The sequence below is a fragment of the Halorubrum xinjiangense genome (genome assembly GCF_049604745.1).
GTDB lineage: Archaea > Halobacteriota > Halobacteria > Halobacteriales > Haloferacaceae > Halorubrum > Halorubrum xinjiangense_A.
The window spans coordinates 1,230,183-1,245,032 of sequence record NZ_CP187140.1; the positions used below are offsets into that span (position 1 = coordinate 1,230,183).

The 14,850-nt window shown below is 68.8% G+C and carries 14 protein-coding genes; 9 read left to right on the plus strand and 5 right to left on the minus strand.

All coding sequences use genetic code 11. The annotated features are described in order from the left end of the window. Positions 1 to 13: 13 nt before the first annotated feature. Complete coding sequence (locus ACOZ35_RS07295) at positions 14 to 166, minus strand: hypothetical protein (RefSeq protein ID WP_203229782.1); 153 nt, start codon at positions 164 to 166, stop codon at positions 14 to 16. Positions 167 to 341: 175 nt separating this feature from the next. On the opposite strand from ACOZ35_RS07295, the gene ACOZ35_RS07300 reads away from it, so the two are divergent. Further along, entirely contained in the window at positions 342 to 509 is a 168-nt protein-coding gene (locus ACOZ35_RS07300; RefSeq protein WP_424015727.1) for a hypothetical protein, read from the plus strand. Positions 510 to 572: 63 nt separating this feature from the next. Here ACOZ35_RS07300 and ACOZ35_RS07305 read toward each other — a convergent pair whose 3' ends face one another. Further along, complete coding sequence (locus ACOZ35_RS07305; RefSeq protein WP_424015728.1) at positions 573 to 1,742, minus strand: glutathione-independent formaldehyde dehydrogenase; 1,170 nt, start codon at positions 1,740 to 1,742, stop codon at positions 573 to 575. A 251-nt stretch (positions 1,743 to 1,993) separates the two neighbouring features. Here ACOZ35_RS07305 and fdhF point away from each other — a divergent pair, with 251 nt between their 5' ends. Continuing rightward, positions 1,994 to 4,135, plus strand: coding sequence for a formate dehydrogenase subunit alpha (fdhF, locus tag ACOZ35_RS07310; RefSeq protein ID WP_424015729.1), 2,142 nt, complete (start codon positions 1,994 to 1,996; stop codon positions 4,133 to 4,135). 15 nt (positions 4,136 to 4,150) lie between these two features. On the opposite strand, the gene ACOZ35_RS07315 is transcribed toward fdhF, so the two are convergent. Beyond that, complete coding sequence (locus ACOZ35_RS07315; protein WP_424015730.1) at positions 4,151 to 4,618, minus strand: hypothetical protein; 468 nt, start codon at positions 4,616 to 4,618, stop codon at positions 4,151 to 4,153. A gap of 130 nt (positions 4,619 to 4,748) precedes the next feature. On the opposite strand from ACOZ35_RS07315, the gene ACOZ35_RS07320 reads away from it, so the two are divergent. From ACOZ35_RS07320 to ACOZ35_RS07330, 3 genes are all read left to right on the plus strand, one after another. Then, positions 4,749 to 5,066, plus strand: a complete 318-nt coding sequence (locus ACOZ35_RS07320; protein WP_004595278.1) for a DUF5785 family protein — start codon at positions 4,749 to 4,751, stop codon at positions 5,064 to 5,066. Between the two features lie 572 nt (positions 5,067 to 5,638). Continuing rightward, entirely contained in the window at positions 5,639 to 6,697 is a 1,059-nt protein-coding gene (locus tag ACOZ35_RS07325) for a DUF1611 domain-containing protein (protein ID WP_424015731.1), read from the plus strand. Then, the gene (locus ACOZ35_RS07330) at positions 6,694 to 7,740 is read left to right on the plus strand and encodes a dipeptide epimerase (protein ID WP_424015732.1); all 1,047 of its coding nucleotides are present in this window, start codon (positions 6,694 to 6,696) and stop codon (positions 7,738 to 7,740) included. The genes ACOZ35_RS07325 and ACOZ35_RS07330 overlap by 4 nt, the downstream gene beginning before the upstream one ends. Before the next feature lie 74 nt (positions 7,741 to 7,814). Here the strand turns inward: ACOZ35_RS07330 and ACOZ35_RS07335 are convergent, their stop codons facing one another. Continuing rightward, complete coding sequence (locus ACOZ35_RS07335; protein ID WP_424015733.1) at positions 7,815 to 8,714, minus strand: PspA/IM30 family protein; 900 nt, start codon at positions 8,712 to 8,714, stop codon at positions 7,815 to 7,817. Positions 8,715 to 8,899: 185 nt separating this feature from the next. Here ACOZ35_RS07335 and ACOZ35_RS07340 point away from each other — a divergent pair, with 185 nt between their 5' ends. Both ACOZ35_RS07340 and ACOZ35_RS07345 read left to right on the plus strand, forming a co-directional pair. Next, complete coding sequence (locus tag ACOZ35_RS07340; protein ID WP_424015734.1) at positions 8,900 to 9,871, plus strand: sugar phosphate isomerase/epimerase family protein; 972 nt, start codon at positions 8,900 to 8,902, stop codon at positions 9,869 to 9,871. A 28-nt stretch (positions 9,872 to 9,899) separates the two neighbouring features. Next, on the plus strand, positions 9,900 to 11,033 hold the full coding sequence (locus tag ACOZ35_RS07345) for a Gfo/Idh/MocA family protein (protein WP_424015735.1): 1,134 nt from the start codon (positions 9,900 to 9,902) through the stop codon (positions 11,031 to 11,033). 96 nt (positions 11,034 to 11,129) lie between these two features. On the opposite strand, the gene ACOZ35_RS07350 is transcribed toward ACOZ35_RS07345, so the two are convergent. Further along, positions 11,130 to 11,597, minus strand: coding sequence for a type IV pilin (locus ACOZ35_RS07350; RefSeq protein ID WP_424015736.1), 468 nt, complete (start codon positions 11,595 to 11,597; stop codon positions 11,130 to 11,132). Between the two features lie 164 nt (positions 11,598 to 11,761). On the opposite strand from ACOZ35_RS07350, the gene ACOZ35_RS07355 reads away from it, so the two are divergent. After that, positions 11,762 to 12,370, plus strand: coding sequence for a YIP1 family protein (locus ACOZ35_RS07355; RefSeq protein WP_424015737.1), 609 nt, complete (start codon positions 11,762 to 11,764; stop codon positions 12,368 to 12,370). A 131-nt stretch (positions 12,371 to 12,501) separates the two neighbouring features. Next, positions 12,502 to 14,763, plus strand: coding sequence for a DHH family phosphoesterase (locus ACOZ35_RS07360; RefSeq protein WP_424015738.1), 2,262 nt, complete (start codon positions 12,502 to 12,504; stop codon positions 14,761 to 14,763). The last annotated feature ends 87 nt before the right edge of the window (positions 14,764 to 14,850 follow it).

Genomic DNA, 14,850 nt, shown 5'->3' on the forward strand with positions numbered 1-14,850 from the left:
TGAGGCCGCCGTGTCAGATCCCGAGTTCCGCCTGCAGGTCGTCCCAGTCCTCGTGGAAGCCGTGGGTGGACTCGGTCTCGGCCCCGACGGCCGACTGGTAGACGTCGTCGTACTTCAGCAGCTGGCCCCACTCGTCGTGGAACGCCCAGTTACAGTACTTACACATACGAGTCACCACGAGAGGGATCGACATACCGGTTTCGGCGGGAGCGACGGGACGGTCGGCTCGAAGCCGCGACCGCCGTCGCGTGTCCCGGCCGCGCGTCCCGACCGCCGACAGAGTGAACCCCGTCCGTGTCGTACGGTAGCTATCGACGCGGGTCGGCCGCGGCGGGACTCTCATGGTCACATACAGACGCGGCGGACACGTTCAGGGCGGCGACGACGCGGTCGAGCGAAGCTGCGACCTCTGCGAGTGGCACTGCGTCGCCGACGGGTATCCGGAGCTGATTTCGCAGTATCAGTCGCATCTCCGCGCGGAACACCCGAAGGCGTGGCTCCGGGTCTGATGCGCATCGTGGTCTGAAAAAAGCGGAACGCCGGCGAGGGGTTGTTCGGGAGTAGTTCGGGAATTAGGGCTCCAGCAGGACCTTCGTGACGCCTTCTTCGCGGGCGTCGAACGCCTCGTACATCTCGGGCGCCTCCTCGAGGTCCACGCGGTGGGAGACGACCCAGCTCGGGTCCGCGCGCCCCTCAATGATCATGTCGCGGAGGTACCGGTTGTACTCCTTCACGTTACACTGCCCGGTGCCGCACTTGAGCCCCTTCTCGAAGAACTTCCCGAAGTCGATGCCGAGCCGCCCCTGGGCGGCCATGTCGTCGGGCGCGCCGGGGTCCTCCGGAACGTACAGGCCGGGGACGCCGAGCTGACCGGTCGGACGGACGACTCGGATCAGGTTGTTGAGGACGACCGCCGGGTTCTCCTTGGCCGGCTGGTAGGAGTAGTCCTCCGTGTCCTGGTCGACGTCGTCGGGGTCGGTCGCCTGGTAGCCGACCGCGTCGACCCCCTTGTCGACCATCCCGCCGTGCGCCTCGATGATCTGGTCGACCGGGTCGCCCTCGGAGAAGTCGATGGCGTGGGCGTCGCAGTGCTCCTCCGCGAGCTCGAGTCGGCTCGGCACTTGGTCGACGATGTAGATCTCGGCCGCGCCCTTGATCTTCGCACTGTAGGCGGCCATCAGCCCGACCGGTCCGGCGCCGAAGATGGCGACGGACTCGCCGGGCTGGAGGTCGGCGAGTTCGGTGCCGTGCCACCCCGTCGGGAAAATGTCCGCGAGCAGCGAGAACGCGTCCTCGTGTTCGCGCCCCTCGGGCAGTTTCAGCGCGTTGTGGTCGGCGTACGGGACGCGCAGCTTCTCCGCCTGTCCGCCCGGATACGGGCCCATGGCGACGTAGCCGTACGCGCCGCCCGCGAAGCCGGGATTAACATTGGTACAGAAGCCGGTGTACCCCTCCTCGCAGTTCTGACAGAAGCCGCAGGAGACGTTGAAGGGCATGACGACGCGGTCGCCCTCCTCTAACGTCGAGACGGCTTCGCCGACCTCGCTGACGATCCCCATGTTCTCGTGGCCGAAGACGATCCCCTCCTCGGCCGCGGTTCGGCCCTCGTACATGTGGAGGTCCGAGCCGCAGATACAGGACGTCGTGATGTCGACAACGACGTCGTTCGGGTGTTCTATCTCCGGTTCGTCTACGTCTTCGACGGCCACGTCATACGGGCCTTGATAGACAACAGCTCTCATGTTGATTCCGGTTGTAACGTGTTAACAAACCGTAGTAAATGTTTTTCCATTATATATTACCATTAATAACCCATCATCTATCGATGTTAATGCGTTTCGCCCACTTTCTGCCTCATCCGTCTTCCGCTTCGCTCACCTCGCGCACCCATTTTCTGGGTCGCGCACTCCCTCACTGTTGGGACCCACCGGTACACTGATGGACGGCGACGATAGATCATGTGGTATGAGCACACACGGGGGCGGTGAGACCGATGTCCAGTGAGCCGGACGACGCCACGAAGACGATCTGCCCGTACTGCGGCGTCGGCTGCGGGATCCGCGTCCTCGAGGGCGACGAGCCCGGCGAGATGCGGTTCATGCCGTGGGGCGACGCGCCGGTGAACGAGGGGAGCGTCTGTATCAAGGGCGGCGCGGCGACGCAGGTCGTCGACCACGAGGACCGGCTGACCGAGCCGCTGATCAAGGAGGACGGCGAGTTCCGCGAGGCGACGTGGTCGGAGGCGCTCGACCGCGTCGTCGACGAGATGGAGTCGATTCGCGAGGAGCACGGCCCTGACGGGATGGGATTCTTCGGCTCCTCGAAGACGTTCAACGAGGAGAACTACCTCATCCAGAAGCTGGCGCGGCGGTACGGCACGAACCAGGTCGACAACTGCACGCGGATGTGTCACGCCTCCACCGTCTGGGCGCTCCGGACCAGCCTCGGGATGGGCGCGATGACGAACAGCATGGCCGACTTAGAGGACTCCGCGGATGTGCTGTGGATCCAGGGCGCGAACCCGGGCGAGCAGCACCCGATCGCCAACAGCCAGTACTTCCGGCAGGCCGTCTTGGAGGGCGCGACCGTCATCCAGGTCGACCCGCACGCGAACAAGACCACCCGGTCGTTCGAGATCGACGACACCGACCGGCACATGCACCTCCAGCTGAAGCCGGGCACCGATATTCCACTGTTAAATATCGTCCTCAAGACGATCCTCGAGCGCCACGAGGCGGAGCCTGACGCGGGCTGGATCGACGAGGCGTTCGTCGAAGAGCGGACGAAGGGGATCGACCACCTGAAAGAGACGCTCGCCGACTTCGACAAGGAGGCGGCCGCCGAGGAGTGCGGCGTCCCGCTGGAGGACATCGAGCTCGCCGCCGAGAAGTACGCGATGGCCAACGACGCCGCCATCTTCACCGGGATGGGGATGAGCCAACACACCTGCGGCGTCGACAACGTCCAGAACGAGATCAACCTCGCGCTGATCACGGGGAACCTCGGCCGGCCCGGAACGGGCGTCAACCCACTGCGCGGGCAGAACAACGTCCAGGGCACCTGCGACGTGGGCGCGATGCCGAACGTCCTCCCGGGGTACCAGCTCGTCGACGACGACGAGGCGAGAGAGAGCGTGGAGGACGTGTGGGGCTTCGAGATCCCCGCGGAGCCCGGGCTGACGAACGTCGAGATCTCCCACGCGATCGGCGACACCGTCCACGGCCTCTACGTCATGGGCGAGAACCCGATCATGAGCGAGCCGGACGGCAACGAGACCGAGCGCCGGTTCCGCGAGGAGCTCGACTTCATGGTGGTCCAGGACATCTTCATGACCGAGACCGCCGAGCTCGCGGACGTCGTCCTCCCCGCGACGACGTGGGCCGAGCGCGACGGCACCGTCACCAACACCGACCGGCGCGTCCAGCGCATGCGCGGCGTCCACAAGGTCCACGAGAACACCCGCCACGACCTCGACATCCTCTGTGAGGTCGGCACGCGGCTGTTCGGGGGCGACGAGTTCGAGTTCGACGGCCCGGAGGACGTGTTCGAGGAGCTGCGCGAGGTGTGCCCGATCATGCACGGGATGACCTACGACGCGCTCGGCGAGACGGGGCTCCACTGGCCCTGCTACGAGGAGGGCGACGAAGGCGACCCGTTCCTCTACGAAGAGGAGTTCGAGACCGAGGACGGCCTCGGCCGCATCGAGGGCGTCGTCCACCAGGAGCCGAAGGAGGTCCCGGACGAGGAGTACCCGCTCGTGTTGACCACCGCGCGGCTCGAAGAGCACTACAACACCGGGACGATGAGCCGCCGCTCGCCCACGCTCTCGAAGCAGCACCCGGAGAACTTCGTCGACGTCCACCCGAACGACGCCGAGCGGTACGGCATCGAGGACGGCGAGTACGTGAATCTGAAGTCGCGCCGCGGCGAGATCACCGTCCGCGCCGACGTGACCGAGGACATCAAGGAGGGCGTCGTCTGGACCACGCCGCACTTCGCGGCCGCCTCCGCGAACCGCCTCACCAACGACGTGCTCGACGAGCGCGCCAAGATTCCGGAGTACAAGGCCGCGTCCGCGGAGATCGAGGTCGACATCGAGGCCGCGGGTGACGACGCGGCGTCCGCGGACGACTGAGGGGCGTCAGCTCTTTTATACGGTTTCTTCCAGCACCGTCTCGGATTCGTGGCGGACGACCACGCGCTCAGGGACGGGGGCGTCGGCGAACGCGACGTCGACCGAGTACGGGTGGGGTTCGGCGACGTCCGAACAGCGGTCGACGTCGGAGTCGGGGTCGTCTTCTGAAACGATCCGGAGGCGGAGCATCCCCTCGTTGATCGCTGCCTCGAACAGCGTGACGCGTTCACAGCGGCGGGGGCCGTCGAGGAGCGAGCCCGCCACGACCAGCCGCGGTGGGGCTTCGTCGAGGCGTCGGCGAACCTCGGCGACGTCGTTCCCGCCGGACCCGGTGACGTCGAGGTCGCCGTCGTACTCGCGGCGGAACGTCACCTCGGCGCCGTCGATTGCCGTGGGGTCATCGGTCCACGGCGGGGTGGGACAGCCCGCGAGCGAGGCGGTTCCGACGGCGGCCGCGGACGCGAGGAGGGCCCTGCGGCGCATGTCGCGAGCCACGCGGACGGGGGTGAAGTGTCTTGTGCGGTCGGGTGGCGGGTCGAGCAGGTCGCGAGGAGCGGTCGGTCGCCACCGCCGCATCCGAAACCACTATCCCCGATCCGGCGAATTCCCAGACATGGACTGGCCACACGACCCCGACGGCGAGCAGGGGAGCGAGGGCATGCGGCAGTACGGCCACGCCGTGCTCGCGAAGAAGATCGACGAGGAGGAGGACTTCCCGCTCACGGCGGCGGAGTACGTCGAGCAGTACGGCGACCACCCGATCCGGATCGACTTCGAGACGGTCGTCTCCGTCGAGGAGATCTTCGAGAACGTCGAGCAGGAGGAGTTCGCGGACTTCGTCGAGTTCCATCAGGAGCTCGGCCGGGCGATGCGCGAGAACGGCTACTGGTTCTACGAGGGCGCAGACCAGTTCGTCGACGGCAGCGCGTAATACGCGGTTTTTGAGCCCGGTACTGTTCTTTTTGAGTGGTTCCCAGCCGCTCTCTTATAAATGGCTGATCGCAGATCGGTGGCGAACGCCTCCAAAGCCCCTGCCGCTCGCTTATAAATCGGTGACTGTGACTCAACAGAGAACATCTCCAAAGCCCCAGCCGGGAGGCGGGCGCACGCTCGCTGTCGCCCGAAAATCTTCGATTTTCGGGATGACGAGAGAGCTCCGCTCTCTCGAACCACGCGCTTCACTCGGTCGCTCACTCCGTTCGCTCCCTCGTTCCAGTGCTTACGTCGCCTGCGCCCGCCTCGCGGCTGCCCCTTTGAGTCCCGCCCCGCACGGCACCGCACCTCACGCCTCCCCAGCCTCGTCGGCCTCCCTCCGGTCGGCCGACTCCCTCGCGCGTGCTCCTCGCGTCCTTTGGACGCTCGTCGGCACGCGCCACCGCACAGCGTTCGTTTATAAATGTCGCAGCGTTCGTTCGAGTCTCGTCCGATGGAGTCGTTGCGGTCGAGTCGGCCGTTCGACTGGCGCTCGACTCCTTTAAGAACTCCCGGGGCGAGCGACCCACCATGGACAACGAGCGGATCGCCGTCCTCGCCCACGAGAAGTTCCCCGACCGCGCGAAGACCGCGCTTGGCGTGCTGCGCTACGGCGACCAGGACGTCTTGGCCGTTCTCGACCGCGACCGCGCCGGCGACCGCGTCCGGGATCACGTCCCGGACGTCGCGGACGCGCCGATCGTCGAGTCGTTCGCAGACGCGCACGCGGCCGCCGACGGCGACCTCGATGCTTTATATATCGGGATCGCGCCGATCGGGGGCGGCTTCGACGAGTCGTGGCGCTCGGACGTCGAGGCCGCGATCGAGGCCGGCTGCGACGTGGTGAGCGGCCTCCACTACTTCTTAAACGAGGACGAGGGGCTCGCCGCGCTGGCCGACGAGCACGGCGTCGACCTCGTCGACGTCCGGAAGCCGGACGACGACCTCACGGTCGCGACGGGCGCCTCCGGCGACGTCGACGCCGACGTGGTACTCACGGTCGGCACCGACTGCTCGGTCGGGAAGATGACCGCCTCGCTGGAGATCGTCGCCGCCGCCCGCGAGCGCGGCATCGACGCGGCGTTCGTCCCCACCGGCCAGACCGGGATCATGATCGCCGGGTGGGGAAACCCGATCGACCGTGTCGTTTCCGACTTCACCGCCGGCGCGGTCGAGGAGATGCTGGTCGAGGTCGGCGACGAACACGACCTGCTCGTCGTCGAGGGGCAGGGGAGCATCGTCCACCCCGCCTACTCGGCGGTCACCTGCGGCATCCTCCACGGGTCGATGGCGGACGGCCTCGTCCTCTGTCACGCCGCGGGCCGCGAGGTCGTCCACGGCTACGAGTCGTTCGACCTCCCGCCGCTCGCCGACTACGTCGACCTCTACGAGGACCTCGCGACGCCGGTCCACGAGACCGAGGTTGTGGCAGGTGCGCTCAACACGAAGGACGTGGCCGACGGCGAGGCGGCCGCCGAGGCCGTTTCCGACTTCGGCGACGAGGTCGGGGTCCCAGCCGCCGACCCGGTCCGGGACGGCGCAGACCGCATCGTGGACGGAATTGTCGACGCGGGGCTCGGCAGCGAATGAGCCTCGAGACCGAGTTCGAACGGATCTCGCTGCCCCTCGAAAATCCGTTCACCATCTCGCGGGGCACGCAGACCGCCGCCGAGAACGTGATCGTCCGCGTGACCGACGACGCGGGGATGACCGGGACCGGCGGCGCGGCGCCGTCGGCCCACTACGGCGAGACCGCCGACACGGTGGCCGCGGTCATGCCGGACCTGCTCGACGCGGTCGAGCGCGTCGGCGACCCGCACGCGATCCGCGAGATCGAGGCCGAGCTGCGCGCGGTCGTGAACGGTAACCCCGCCGCGCGCTGCGCCGTCTCGATCGCCGTCCACGACCTCGCGGCGAAGCGGCTCGGGGTCCCCCTCTACCGCCTGTGGGGGCTCGACCCGAGCGACGCCCCGAAGACGTCGTTCACGATCGGGCTCGACGAGACCGACCGCGTGCACGAGAAGGCCGCGGACGCCGTCGAGGCCGGTTACTCCGTGCTGAAGATCAAGCTCGGCACCGACCGCGACCGCGAGCTGATCGACGCGGTCCGCGAGGCCGCACCCGACGCGCGGCTCCGAGTCGACGCCAACGAGGCGTGGACGCCGAAGGAGGCGGTCGCGAAGAGCGCGTGGCTCGCCGACCGCGACGTGGAGTTCGTCGAACAGCCCGTCCCGGCCGAGAACCCCGAGGGGCTCCGCTACGTCTACGAGCGCTCGGAACTGCCGATCGCCGCCGACGAGTCCTGCGTGACTGCGTCGGACGTGCCCGCGATCGCCGACCGCTGCGACATCGCGAACCTGAAGCTGATGAAGACCGGGAGCCTCTCCGAGGCGCGGCGGCTGATCGCCGCCGCCCGGGCGCACGGCCTCGAAGTGATGTGCGGCTGCATGATCGAGTCGAACGCCTCCATCGCGGCGGCCGCGCAGCTCGCGCCGCTCCTCGATTACGCAGATATCGACGGATCGCTGTTGCTCGCCGAGGACCCGTACGAGGGCGTCGACCTCGCGGACGGCGAGATCCGGCTCGCCGACCAGGACCGCGCGGGGACCGGCGCGCGGCCGGCGTCGGAGTAAGGATTCGAAAGCGGGGACGAAAGAAGACGGGGACCGCGTTGAGGGCGGGGACCGAACGCGGGTCGAACGCGACCTCAGTTCCGCGGTTCGTCGGCCTCGGACTCGGACTCCTCTAACTCGACGTCGAGCTCCTCGTCGAGGTCGGCGTCCCCGGAGCTACCGTCGCCGTCGTCAAGGTCGGATTCGAGGTCGTCCGAGTCGATCTCGGCTTCGATGTCGGCCAGCTCGTCGTCGACCGCCTCGTCGCTGACGTCGGCGTCACCGTTCGAGGACTCGGCTTTCCCGAGTTCACCTTTCAGCGTCTCCAGCTCGGCGTCGACCTCGCTGTTCGTCGAGAGCCCTTCCAGCTCGCGGTCGATGCTGTCCTTGTCCGAGAGCGCGTCCTCGAAGGCGCCGGAGTCCTCCAGCTCGTCCATCGCCTCCGAGCGCGCCTCCATCTCCTCGGTGCGTTCCTCGGCGCGCTCGATGGAGCGGCTCACGTCCTCCATCTCGTCGCCGACGCCCGTCATCGCCTCCGAGACGCGAGTGGACGCCTCCGCGGCCTCGTAGCGGGCCTTCATCGTCTCCTTTTTCGTCCGGAACTCCTCGATGCGGTTCTGGAGCTTGTTCTTCTTCTCGACGAGCTGCTCTTGGGTGTCGTTCAGCTTCGCGATCTGCCCCTCCAGCTCCTCGATCTGGGTCATCTTCGACTTCTTCTTCTCTAGGGCCTTCCGCGCGAGGTCGTCGCGGTCCTGCTGGACCGCCTCGCGGGCCTGTCGGTTGTGCTTCTCGACATTCTCTTCGAGCTTGCGCTTTTGAATCTCTAGGCGCTTCTTCTGGGTCGTCAGGTCGGCGATCCCCTGTTTGACGTCTTGGAGCTCGTCGCGCATCTGTTCGTACGAGTAGTCGAGCGACTCCGTCGGGTCCTCCGCTCGGTTCAGGAGGGCGTTCACCTTCGAGCGGATGACGTAGGAGGCGCGAGAGAGGATTCCCATACCACGCCGTACGCGTTCCACCCGTTAAAACCTCATGCGGTTCGCGGCGCGGTTTGCGGTGCGCAGCGATCCGTTTCGCAGCGGGAACGCGAGGCGGCGGCCGGAGGGCGCAGTTCGCGACGGCCGAGCGCTGCCCCATCGATCCTTCCTGAACACTTATTCGGGGCGTCGGTGTAGCCCCGCGCATGGACATCGGCGTACTGACCGTTCCCTTGGGCGACGAACCGCTCGACGACGCGGCCGCGTACCTCGACGGGATCGGCGTCGACGCCGTCGAACTCGGCGTCGGCGGCTGGCCCGGTGAGGACCACGTCGACCGCGAGGCGCTCCTCGAGGACGAGACAGCGCGGGAGGACCTCCGGGCGCTGCTCGACGACCACGACCTCCGGATCTCCGCGCTGGCGACGCACAACAATCCGCTTCATCCCGATGAGGAGCGGGCCGCGGCGGCCGACCGCGAGCTGCGCGAGGCGATCGAGTTGGCGGATCAATTAGGAGTCGACACGGTCACCTGCTTCTCCGGGCTCCCCGCCGGAGCGCCCGGCGACTCGACGCCGAACTGGGTCACGGCGCCGTGGCCGACCGAACACGCCGACGCGCTCGACTACCAGTGGGACGAGGTCGCGGTCCCCTACTGGAAGGATCTGGCGGAACACGCGGAGCACCACGGCGTCGACGTGGCCATCGAGATGCATCCGAACATGCTGGTGTACGAGCCGACCGGGATGCTCGCGCTCCGCGAGGCGACGAACGACCGGATCGGGGCCAACTTCGATCCCTCGCACCTCTACTGGCAGGGGATCGACGTGACGGAGGCGATCCGATTCCTGGGCGAGCGCGACGCGATCCACCATTTCCACGCGAAGGACACGAAGGTGTACGACGCGAAGGCCCGCGTGAAGGGCGTCCTCGACACGACCGGCTACGCCGAGGAGGCCGACCGCTCGTGGCTGTTCCGCTCGATCGGCTACGGCCACGACGAGGGCCACTGGAAGGACGTCGTCTCGACGCTCCGAATGGTTGGCTACGAGGGCGCGCTGTCGATCGAACACGAGGACTCGCTCACCTCCTCGCGAGAGGGGTTAGAGAAGGCCGTCGACGTGCTGGACCGCGCCGTCTTCGAGACGCAACCGGGCGACGCGTACTGGGCGGAGTGAGGCGGCGGCGACCGCGGACATCACCACAATGACAGACGAACCACTGAAGATCGGCGTTCTGGGGTATCGATTCATGGGCAAGGCGCACGCGAACGCGATGGCGCGGCTCCCGATGTTCTTCCCGGACGCGCCCGATATCGAGCGCCACACGCTCGTCGGGCGCGACGAGGCGGCGCTCGCGGACGCGGCCGATCGGTTCGGCTTCTCGCACACCGCGACCGACTGGGAGGCCGCGCTCGATGAGGTGGAGGTCTTCTACAACCTCGGGCCGAACCACGTCCACGCGGAGCCGTCGATCGCGGCCCTCGAAGCGGGGATCCCCGTCCTCTGTGAGAAGCCGCTCGCGCCGACGATTGCGGAGGCGGCGGCGATGCGCGACGCGGCGGCCGCGGCGGACGTGCCCGCGGGCACCGCGTTCAACTACCGGTTCGTCCCCGCGATCCGCTACGCGAAGGGGCTGATCGAGGACGGGGAACTCGGCGAGATCCGTCAGGTCCGCGGGCGGTACCTCCAGGACTGGCTCGTCGACCCCGAGGCGCCGTGGGCGTGGCGGATGGACGCCGAGATGGCCGGGTCCGGCGCGCTCGGCGACCTCGGCGCGCACACGATCGACCTCGCGAACTTCCTCGTCGGCGACGCAGTCGGCGGGATCGACCGCGTCTCGGGCCAGTTGACGACGTTCGTCGACGAGCGGCCCGTCTACGACGACGAGGGAGAGATCGAGGAGTACCGCGACGTGACGGTCGACGACGCGTACAGCGCGCAGGTCGCCTACAAGTCGGGCGCGACCGGGACCTTCGAGGCCAGCCGCGTCGCCGAGGGGCACAAGAACGACCACACGATCGCGGTCCACGGGACGAAGGGGAGCCTGAAGTTCTCCTTGGAGCGCCTCAACGAACTGGAGGTGCTCCGTGAGGGGAACCGCGGCTACGAGACGGTGCTGGTGACCGAGGAGTCCGACCCGTACGTCGACCGCTGGTGGCCCCCGGGTCACGTGATCGGGTGGGAACACACGTTCGTCCACGAGAACTACGAGTTTCTCTCGGCGGTCGCCGAGGGATCGTCGTTCGAGCCGTCCTTCGAGGACGGCTACGAGGTCCAGCGCGCGCTCGCGGCGATCGAGCGCGCCGACGAGCGCGGCGAGTGGGTCGCCGTCGAGTAGCGTCGCGGTCGAGCGGGCGCTTGCGGTCGAGTGAGTGTCGCGGTCGAGCGGGCGCTCACGAGCGGTCGTTTTTCTCGACTATCGACCGGACCGGCCTCAGACGCCGACCGCGCCGCCCGGGGTGCCGCCGCCGCTCTCCTCGCTCCACTCGTCGATCGCGGAGTCCTCGCCGTTGTAGCTGCCGAGCGTCTCGCGGGTGTCGAACGCGACCGGCTCCCAGACGACCTCGAAGTCCTCGTTGCCGGTGGCGTTGGGCACGACCACCTTATCGCCCGGTCTGACGACGCCGTCGCCCGGCCACGCGCCGAACTGGACGTTCCCGTCGGGGTCCTCGCCGCGGACGTACAGCTCCTCGGCCGGGACCGGCTCGGGGCCGAGCGCGACGACCACCAGCGAGCCGTTCTCCTGTTGGCCCTCGAACTCGGCGTCCGGCGGGGCGACGTTGTCGATGAGCCCGAACACCGCCGCGCCGACCATGGCGAGCAGTAACACGACGACGCCGACGAGCAGTCCCGTCCCCGCCAAGGGGGTAAATCCGCGCTCGTCGTTCCGGAACCCAACCATTCGAGCGACACTCAGACGGGACCGATATAAGGGTTTGTGCGCCGCGTATCAGCGCTGATAAGTTTGGGGGCGATAGAGCGTGAGGCGCTCGGACTCGCCTCCGCACCGGAGCGAACCGGAAACGGGTTATCCCGCGCGTTCGAACGCCGACTGTGACGTCTCGGATGAGCGATTCGGCGGGCGGACGCCCCCGCGGACTCCGCGGCATCGCGCGCACGTGGGTCGAGGTACTGGTCCGGCCGCGGCGCGCGTTCGCGAACGGGATCACGCCCGGCGACCAGGCGCCCGCGCTGACGTTCGCGGTCGCGGTCGCCGCGGTGTTCACGCTCGGCTGGATCGCCTCGGACCCTGCGGCGATGCCCGTCGTCGTCCCTTCCTCGCGGGCGCTATCCGGGCTCGTGCTGTTCCTCGTCGTGGTCGCGCTGGCGGCGCCGGTCGGTCTCCACCTGACCGCCGCGGTCGCGACCGTCTCGGTCGTGCTGGCGAGCGTCGAGTTCGACGGCGGCCTGGCGCTGCGCGACCGCGGCGGCGTGAGCGAGACGGTGCAGGTCGTTGCGTACGCGAGCTCGCCGATGGCGCTCGGCGGGCCGGCGATCCCCGAGCTCCGCGTCCTCTGTGGCGCGTACGCCGCGGTGCTGCTGTTCGTCGGGTTCCGCACGGTCCACGGGCTGGGACCGGTCCGGACGGTCGCGGCCGCGCTCCCGCCCGCCGCGCTCGGCTACGGCGTGGGCTACCGCGTCGTGGCCGCGGCGCGGACGCTGTTCGGCGCGTGACACCACCGGGCGTTCGCGGCGTGACGGCCGAGCGTTCGCGGCGCGGAGCCCGAGCGCTCGCCGAGTTCTCGTCGGGTCGGCCAGCGGGCTTTCGACAACCGTTTTAGGCCCGAGACTCTCGGTGTACTCAAATGGGATCCTGTATCATCTGTGGCACCGACGTCGGGGGCGGTCGCGTCTGCGACTCGCACCAGGAAGACGTCGTGTTCGACTTCCGCGGCGACTCTCCCGACGATCTGGTTCCGAGCCGCTTCTACCGGGGCGTCGTCGACGGGTACGCCGAGTTCGGCGTGTTCGTCGACCTCGCGCCGGGCGTCACCGGACTGCTCCACCGCTCCGAGCTCGACCGCCGCCTCGACAGCCTCAGCTGGGAGCCGGGCGACGACGTGTTCGTCCAGGTGAAGGGCGTCCGCGACAACGGCAACGTCGACCTCGGCTGGTCGATCCGACAGGCCGACCGCGAGTTCCGCGGCGTCCTCGTCCAGGAGTCTAGCGGCGAACACCTCCCCGACGAGGAGCCGAGCGACGACGGCGACGACGAGGCCGAGGAGACGACGGACGAAACGACCGACGAAGAGACGGCCGACGAGGGCGGCGCCGAGCCCGAAGAGTCGACCGACGAGGCCACCGCGGAAGCCGAGGAGGAAGACCGGGGCGACGACGCCGTCGAAGGCGAAGCGCCCGCCGGCGACAACGTCGTCGAGTCCGACGCCGACCCCGACCCGAGCGGGGAGACGATGTCCGGCGAGGTCGAACCGACCGACGAAGCCGAGGACAACGCGGAGTCCGCCGAGGCCGACGAGGCCAAGCCCGTTGCGTCCGACGGCGACGACGAGGCCGACGCCGCCGCGGAAGCCGAACCCGAGGCGGAATCCGACTCCGACGCGGAGCCCGAGCGCGTGTCGATCACGACGCTCGAAGACGCGGTCGGCGAGTCGGTCCGGATCGAGGGCGAGGTCGTCGGCGTCCGCCAGACCGGCGGCCCGACGGTGTTCGAGGTCAGCGACGAGACGGGCGCGGTCGACGTAGCCGCGTTCGTCGAGCCCGGCGTCCGGGCGCACCCGGCCGTCGAGGTCGGCGACGCGGTGCGGGTCGACGGCGAGGTCGAGAGCCACCGCGGCGACGTCCAGGTCGAGTCCGAGGCGCTCGTCCTCCTCGACGGCGAGGGGGCAGAAGCGGTCCGCCGCCGCATCGCCGAGGCGCTCACCGACGAGGCGCGCCCAGAGGGGCTCCAGCCGCTGGCCGGCGACGAGACGGTCGCCGAGCTCGCGGACGGCCTCCTCGACGCGGCCGAGGCGGTCCGCCGCGCGATCCTCGAGTCGCGGCCGATCGTCGTCCGCCACCCGGCGACCGCCGACGGCTACGTCGCGGGCGCCGCGGTCGAGCGAGCCGTCCTCCCGCTGATCCGGGACGAGCACGCGAAAAGCGACGCCGAGTACCACTACTTCACCCGCCGCCCGCTCGACGAGCCGGTGTACGGGATGGACGCGGCCACGAACGACGCGACCCGGATGCTCCAGGACCGCGACCGCCACGACGAGAAGCTCCCCCTCTTCCTGCTCGTCGGTGCCGGCTCGACGACCGAGTCCGCCGACGGTATCGACCTGCTGTCGGTGTACGGGGTCGACGCGGTCGTCGTCGACGCCGCGGTCGCCGACCCCGAGACGCGGGATGCGGTCGACACCCTCGTCTCGCCGGAGCTGTCCGACATCGGCGGCGACGAGACGCTCTCGACGGGCGCGCTCGTCGCCTCGCTGGCCTCGGCGATCAACGACGAGGCCCGCGCCGACCTCCGGCACCTGCCCGCGGTGAGCTACTGGGCGGACGCCCCCGAGCGGTACGTCGACCTCGCGCGCGACGCGGGCTACGACGCCGAGCGCGTCGCGGAGCTCCGCGAGGCGGTCGCCCTGGAGGCGTACTACCAGTCGTACCAGGATAAGCGCGAGCTGATCGCCGACCTGCTGTTCTCGGACGGCGGCGACCTCGCGGCGCACGTCTCCGAGCAGTTCCGCGAGAAGCTGGAGACCGAGGTCGAGACCGCGGACGCGAACGTCGTCACCGAGGCGGTCGACGGCGTGGAGTTCGCGCTGCTCGACACCGACGGCTACACTCACCGGTACGACTTCCCGCCGACGCCGCTTCTGCTCGACGACCTCCACCGGCGCCGCGCCGACGGCGAGGCGTTCGCGACGGTCGGCGTTGGCACCGACGAGCTGTACGTGCGCACGACGGCGGACGTCTCCGTCCGCGACGTGGCCGAGCGCGCGGCCGAGCTCGCGCCGAACGCAGACGTCACCACCGCGGGCGTCCGCGAGGGGAAGATCGAGTTCCTCTCGGGCGAGCGCGACGCCGTCGAGGACGCCGTCGTCGCGGCCGTCGCCGAAGCGTTCTGAGCCGGGCGCTTCGATTCGGCCGCTCGGTGGTGATGTATGCGCGATAGTTTTCTTTTGTTTTCGTTTGAAAACTGATGATAATCGGAT

Coding starts and splice junctions, on each gene's coding strand:
- ACOZ35_RS07355 (WP_424015737.1), top strand. CDS start 11,762: ATGAGCGATTCGGCGGGCGGACGCCCCCGCGGACTCCGCGGCATCGCG.
- ACOZ35_RS07295 (WP_203229782.1), bottom strand. CDS start 166: ATGTGTAAGTACTGTAACTGGGCGTTCCACGACGAGTGGGGCCAGCTG.
- ACOZ35_RS07330 (WP_424015732.1), top strand. CDS start 6,694: ATGAGCCTCGAGACCGAGTTCGAACGGATCTCGCTGCCCCTCGAAAAT.
- ACOZ35_RS07345 (WP_424015735.1), top strand. CDS start 9,900: ATGACAGACGAACCACTGAAGATCGGCGTTCTGGGGTATCGATTCATG.
- ACOZ35_RS07315 (WP_424015730.1), bottom strand. CDS start 4,618: ATGCGCCGCAGGGCCCTCCTCGCGTCCGCGGCCGCCGTCGGAACCGCC.
- ACOZ35_RS07335 (WP_424015733.1), bottom strand. CDS start 8,714: ATGGGAATCCTCTCTCGCGCCTCCTACGTCATCCGCTCGAAGGTGAAC.
- ACOZ35_RS07360 (WP_424015738.1), top strand. CDS start 12,502: ATGGGATCCTGTATCATCTGTGGCACCGACGTCGGGGGCGGTCGCGTC.
- ACOZ35_RS07350 (WP_424015736.1), bottom strand. CDS start 11,597: ATGGTTGGGTTCCGGAACGACGAGCGCGGATTTACCCCCTTGGCGGGG.
- ACOZ35_RS07320 (WP_004595278.1), top strand. CDS start 4,749: ATGGACTGGCCACACGACCCCGACGGCGAGCAGGGGAGCGAGGGCATG.
- ACOZ35_RS07325 (WP_424015731.1), top strand. CDS start 5,639: ATGGACAACGAGCGGATCGCCGTCCTCGCCCACGAGAAGTTCCCCGAC.
- ACOZ35_RS07300 (WP_424015727.1), top strand. CDS start 342: ATGGTCACATACAGACGCGGCGGACACGTTCAGGGCGGCGACGACGCG.
- ACOZ35_RS07340 (WP_424015734.1), top strand. CDS start 8,900: ATGGACATCGGCGTACTGACCGTTCCCTTGGGCGACGAACCGCTCGAC.
- ACOZ35_RS07305 (WP_424015728.1), bottom strand. CDS start 1,742: ATGAGAGCTGTTGTCTATCAAGGCCCGTATGACGTGGCCGTCGAAGAC.
- fdhF (WP_424015729.1), top strand. CDS start 1,994: ATGTCCAGTGAGCCGGACGACGCCACGAAGACGATCTGCCCGTACTGC.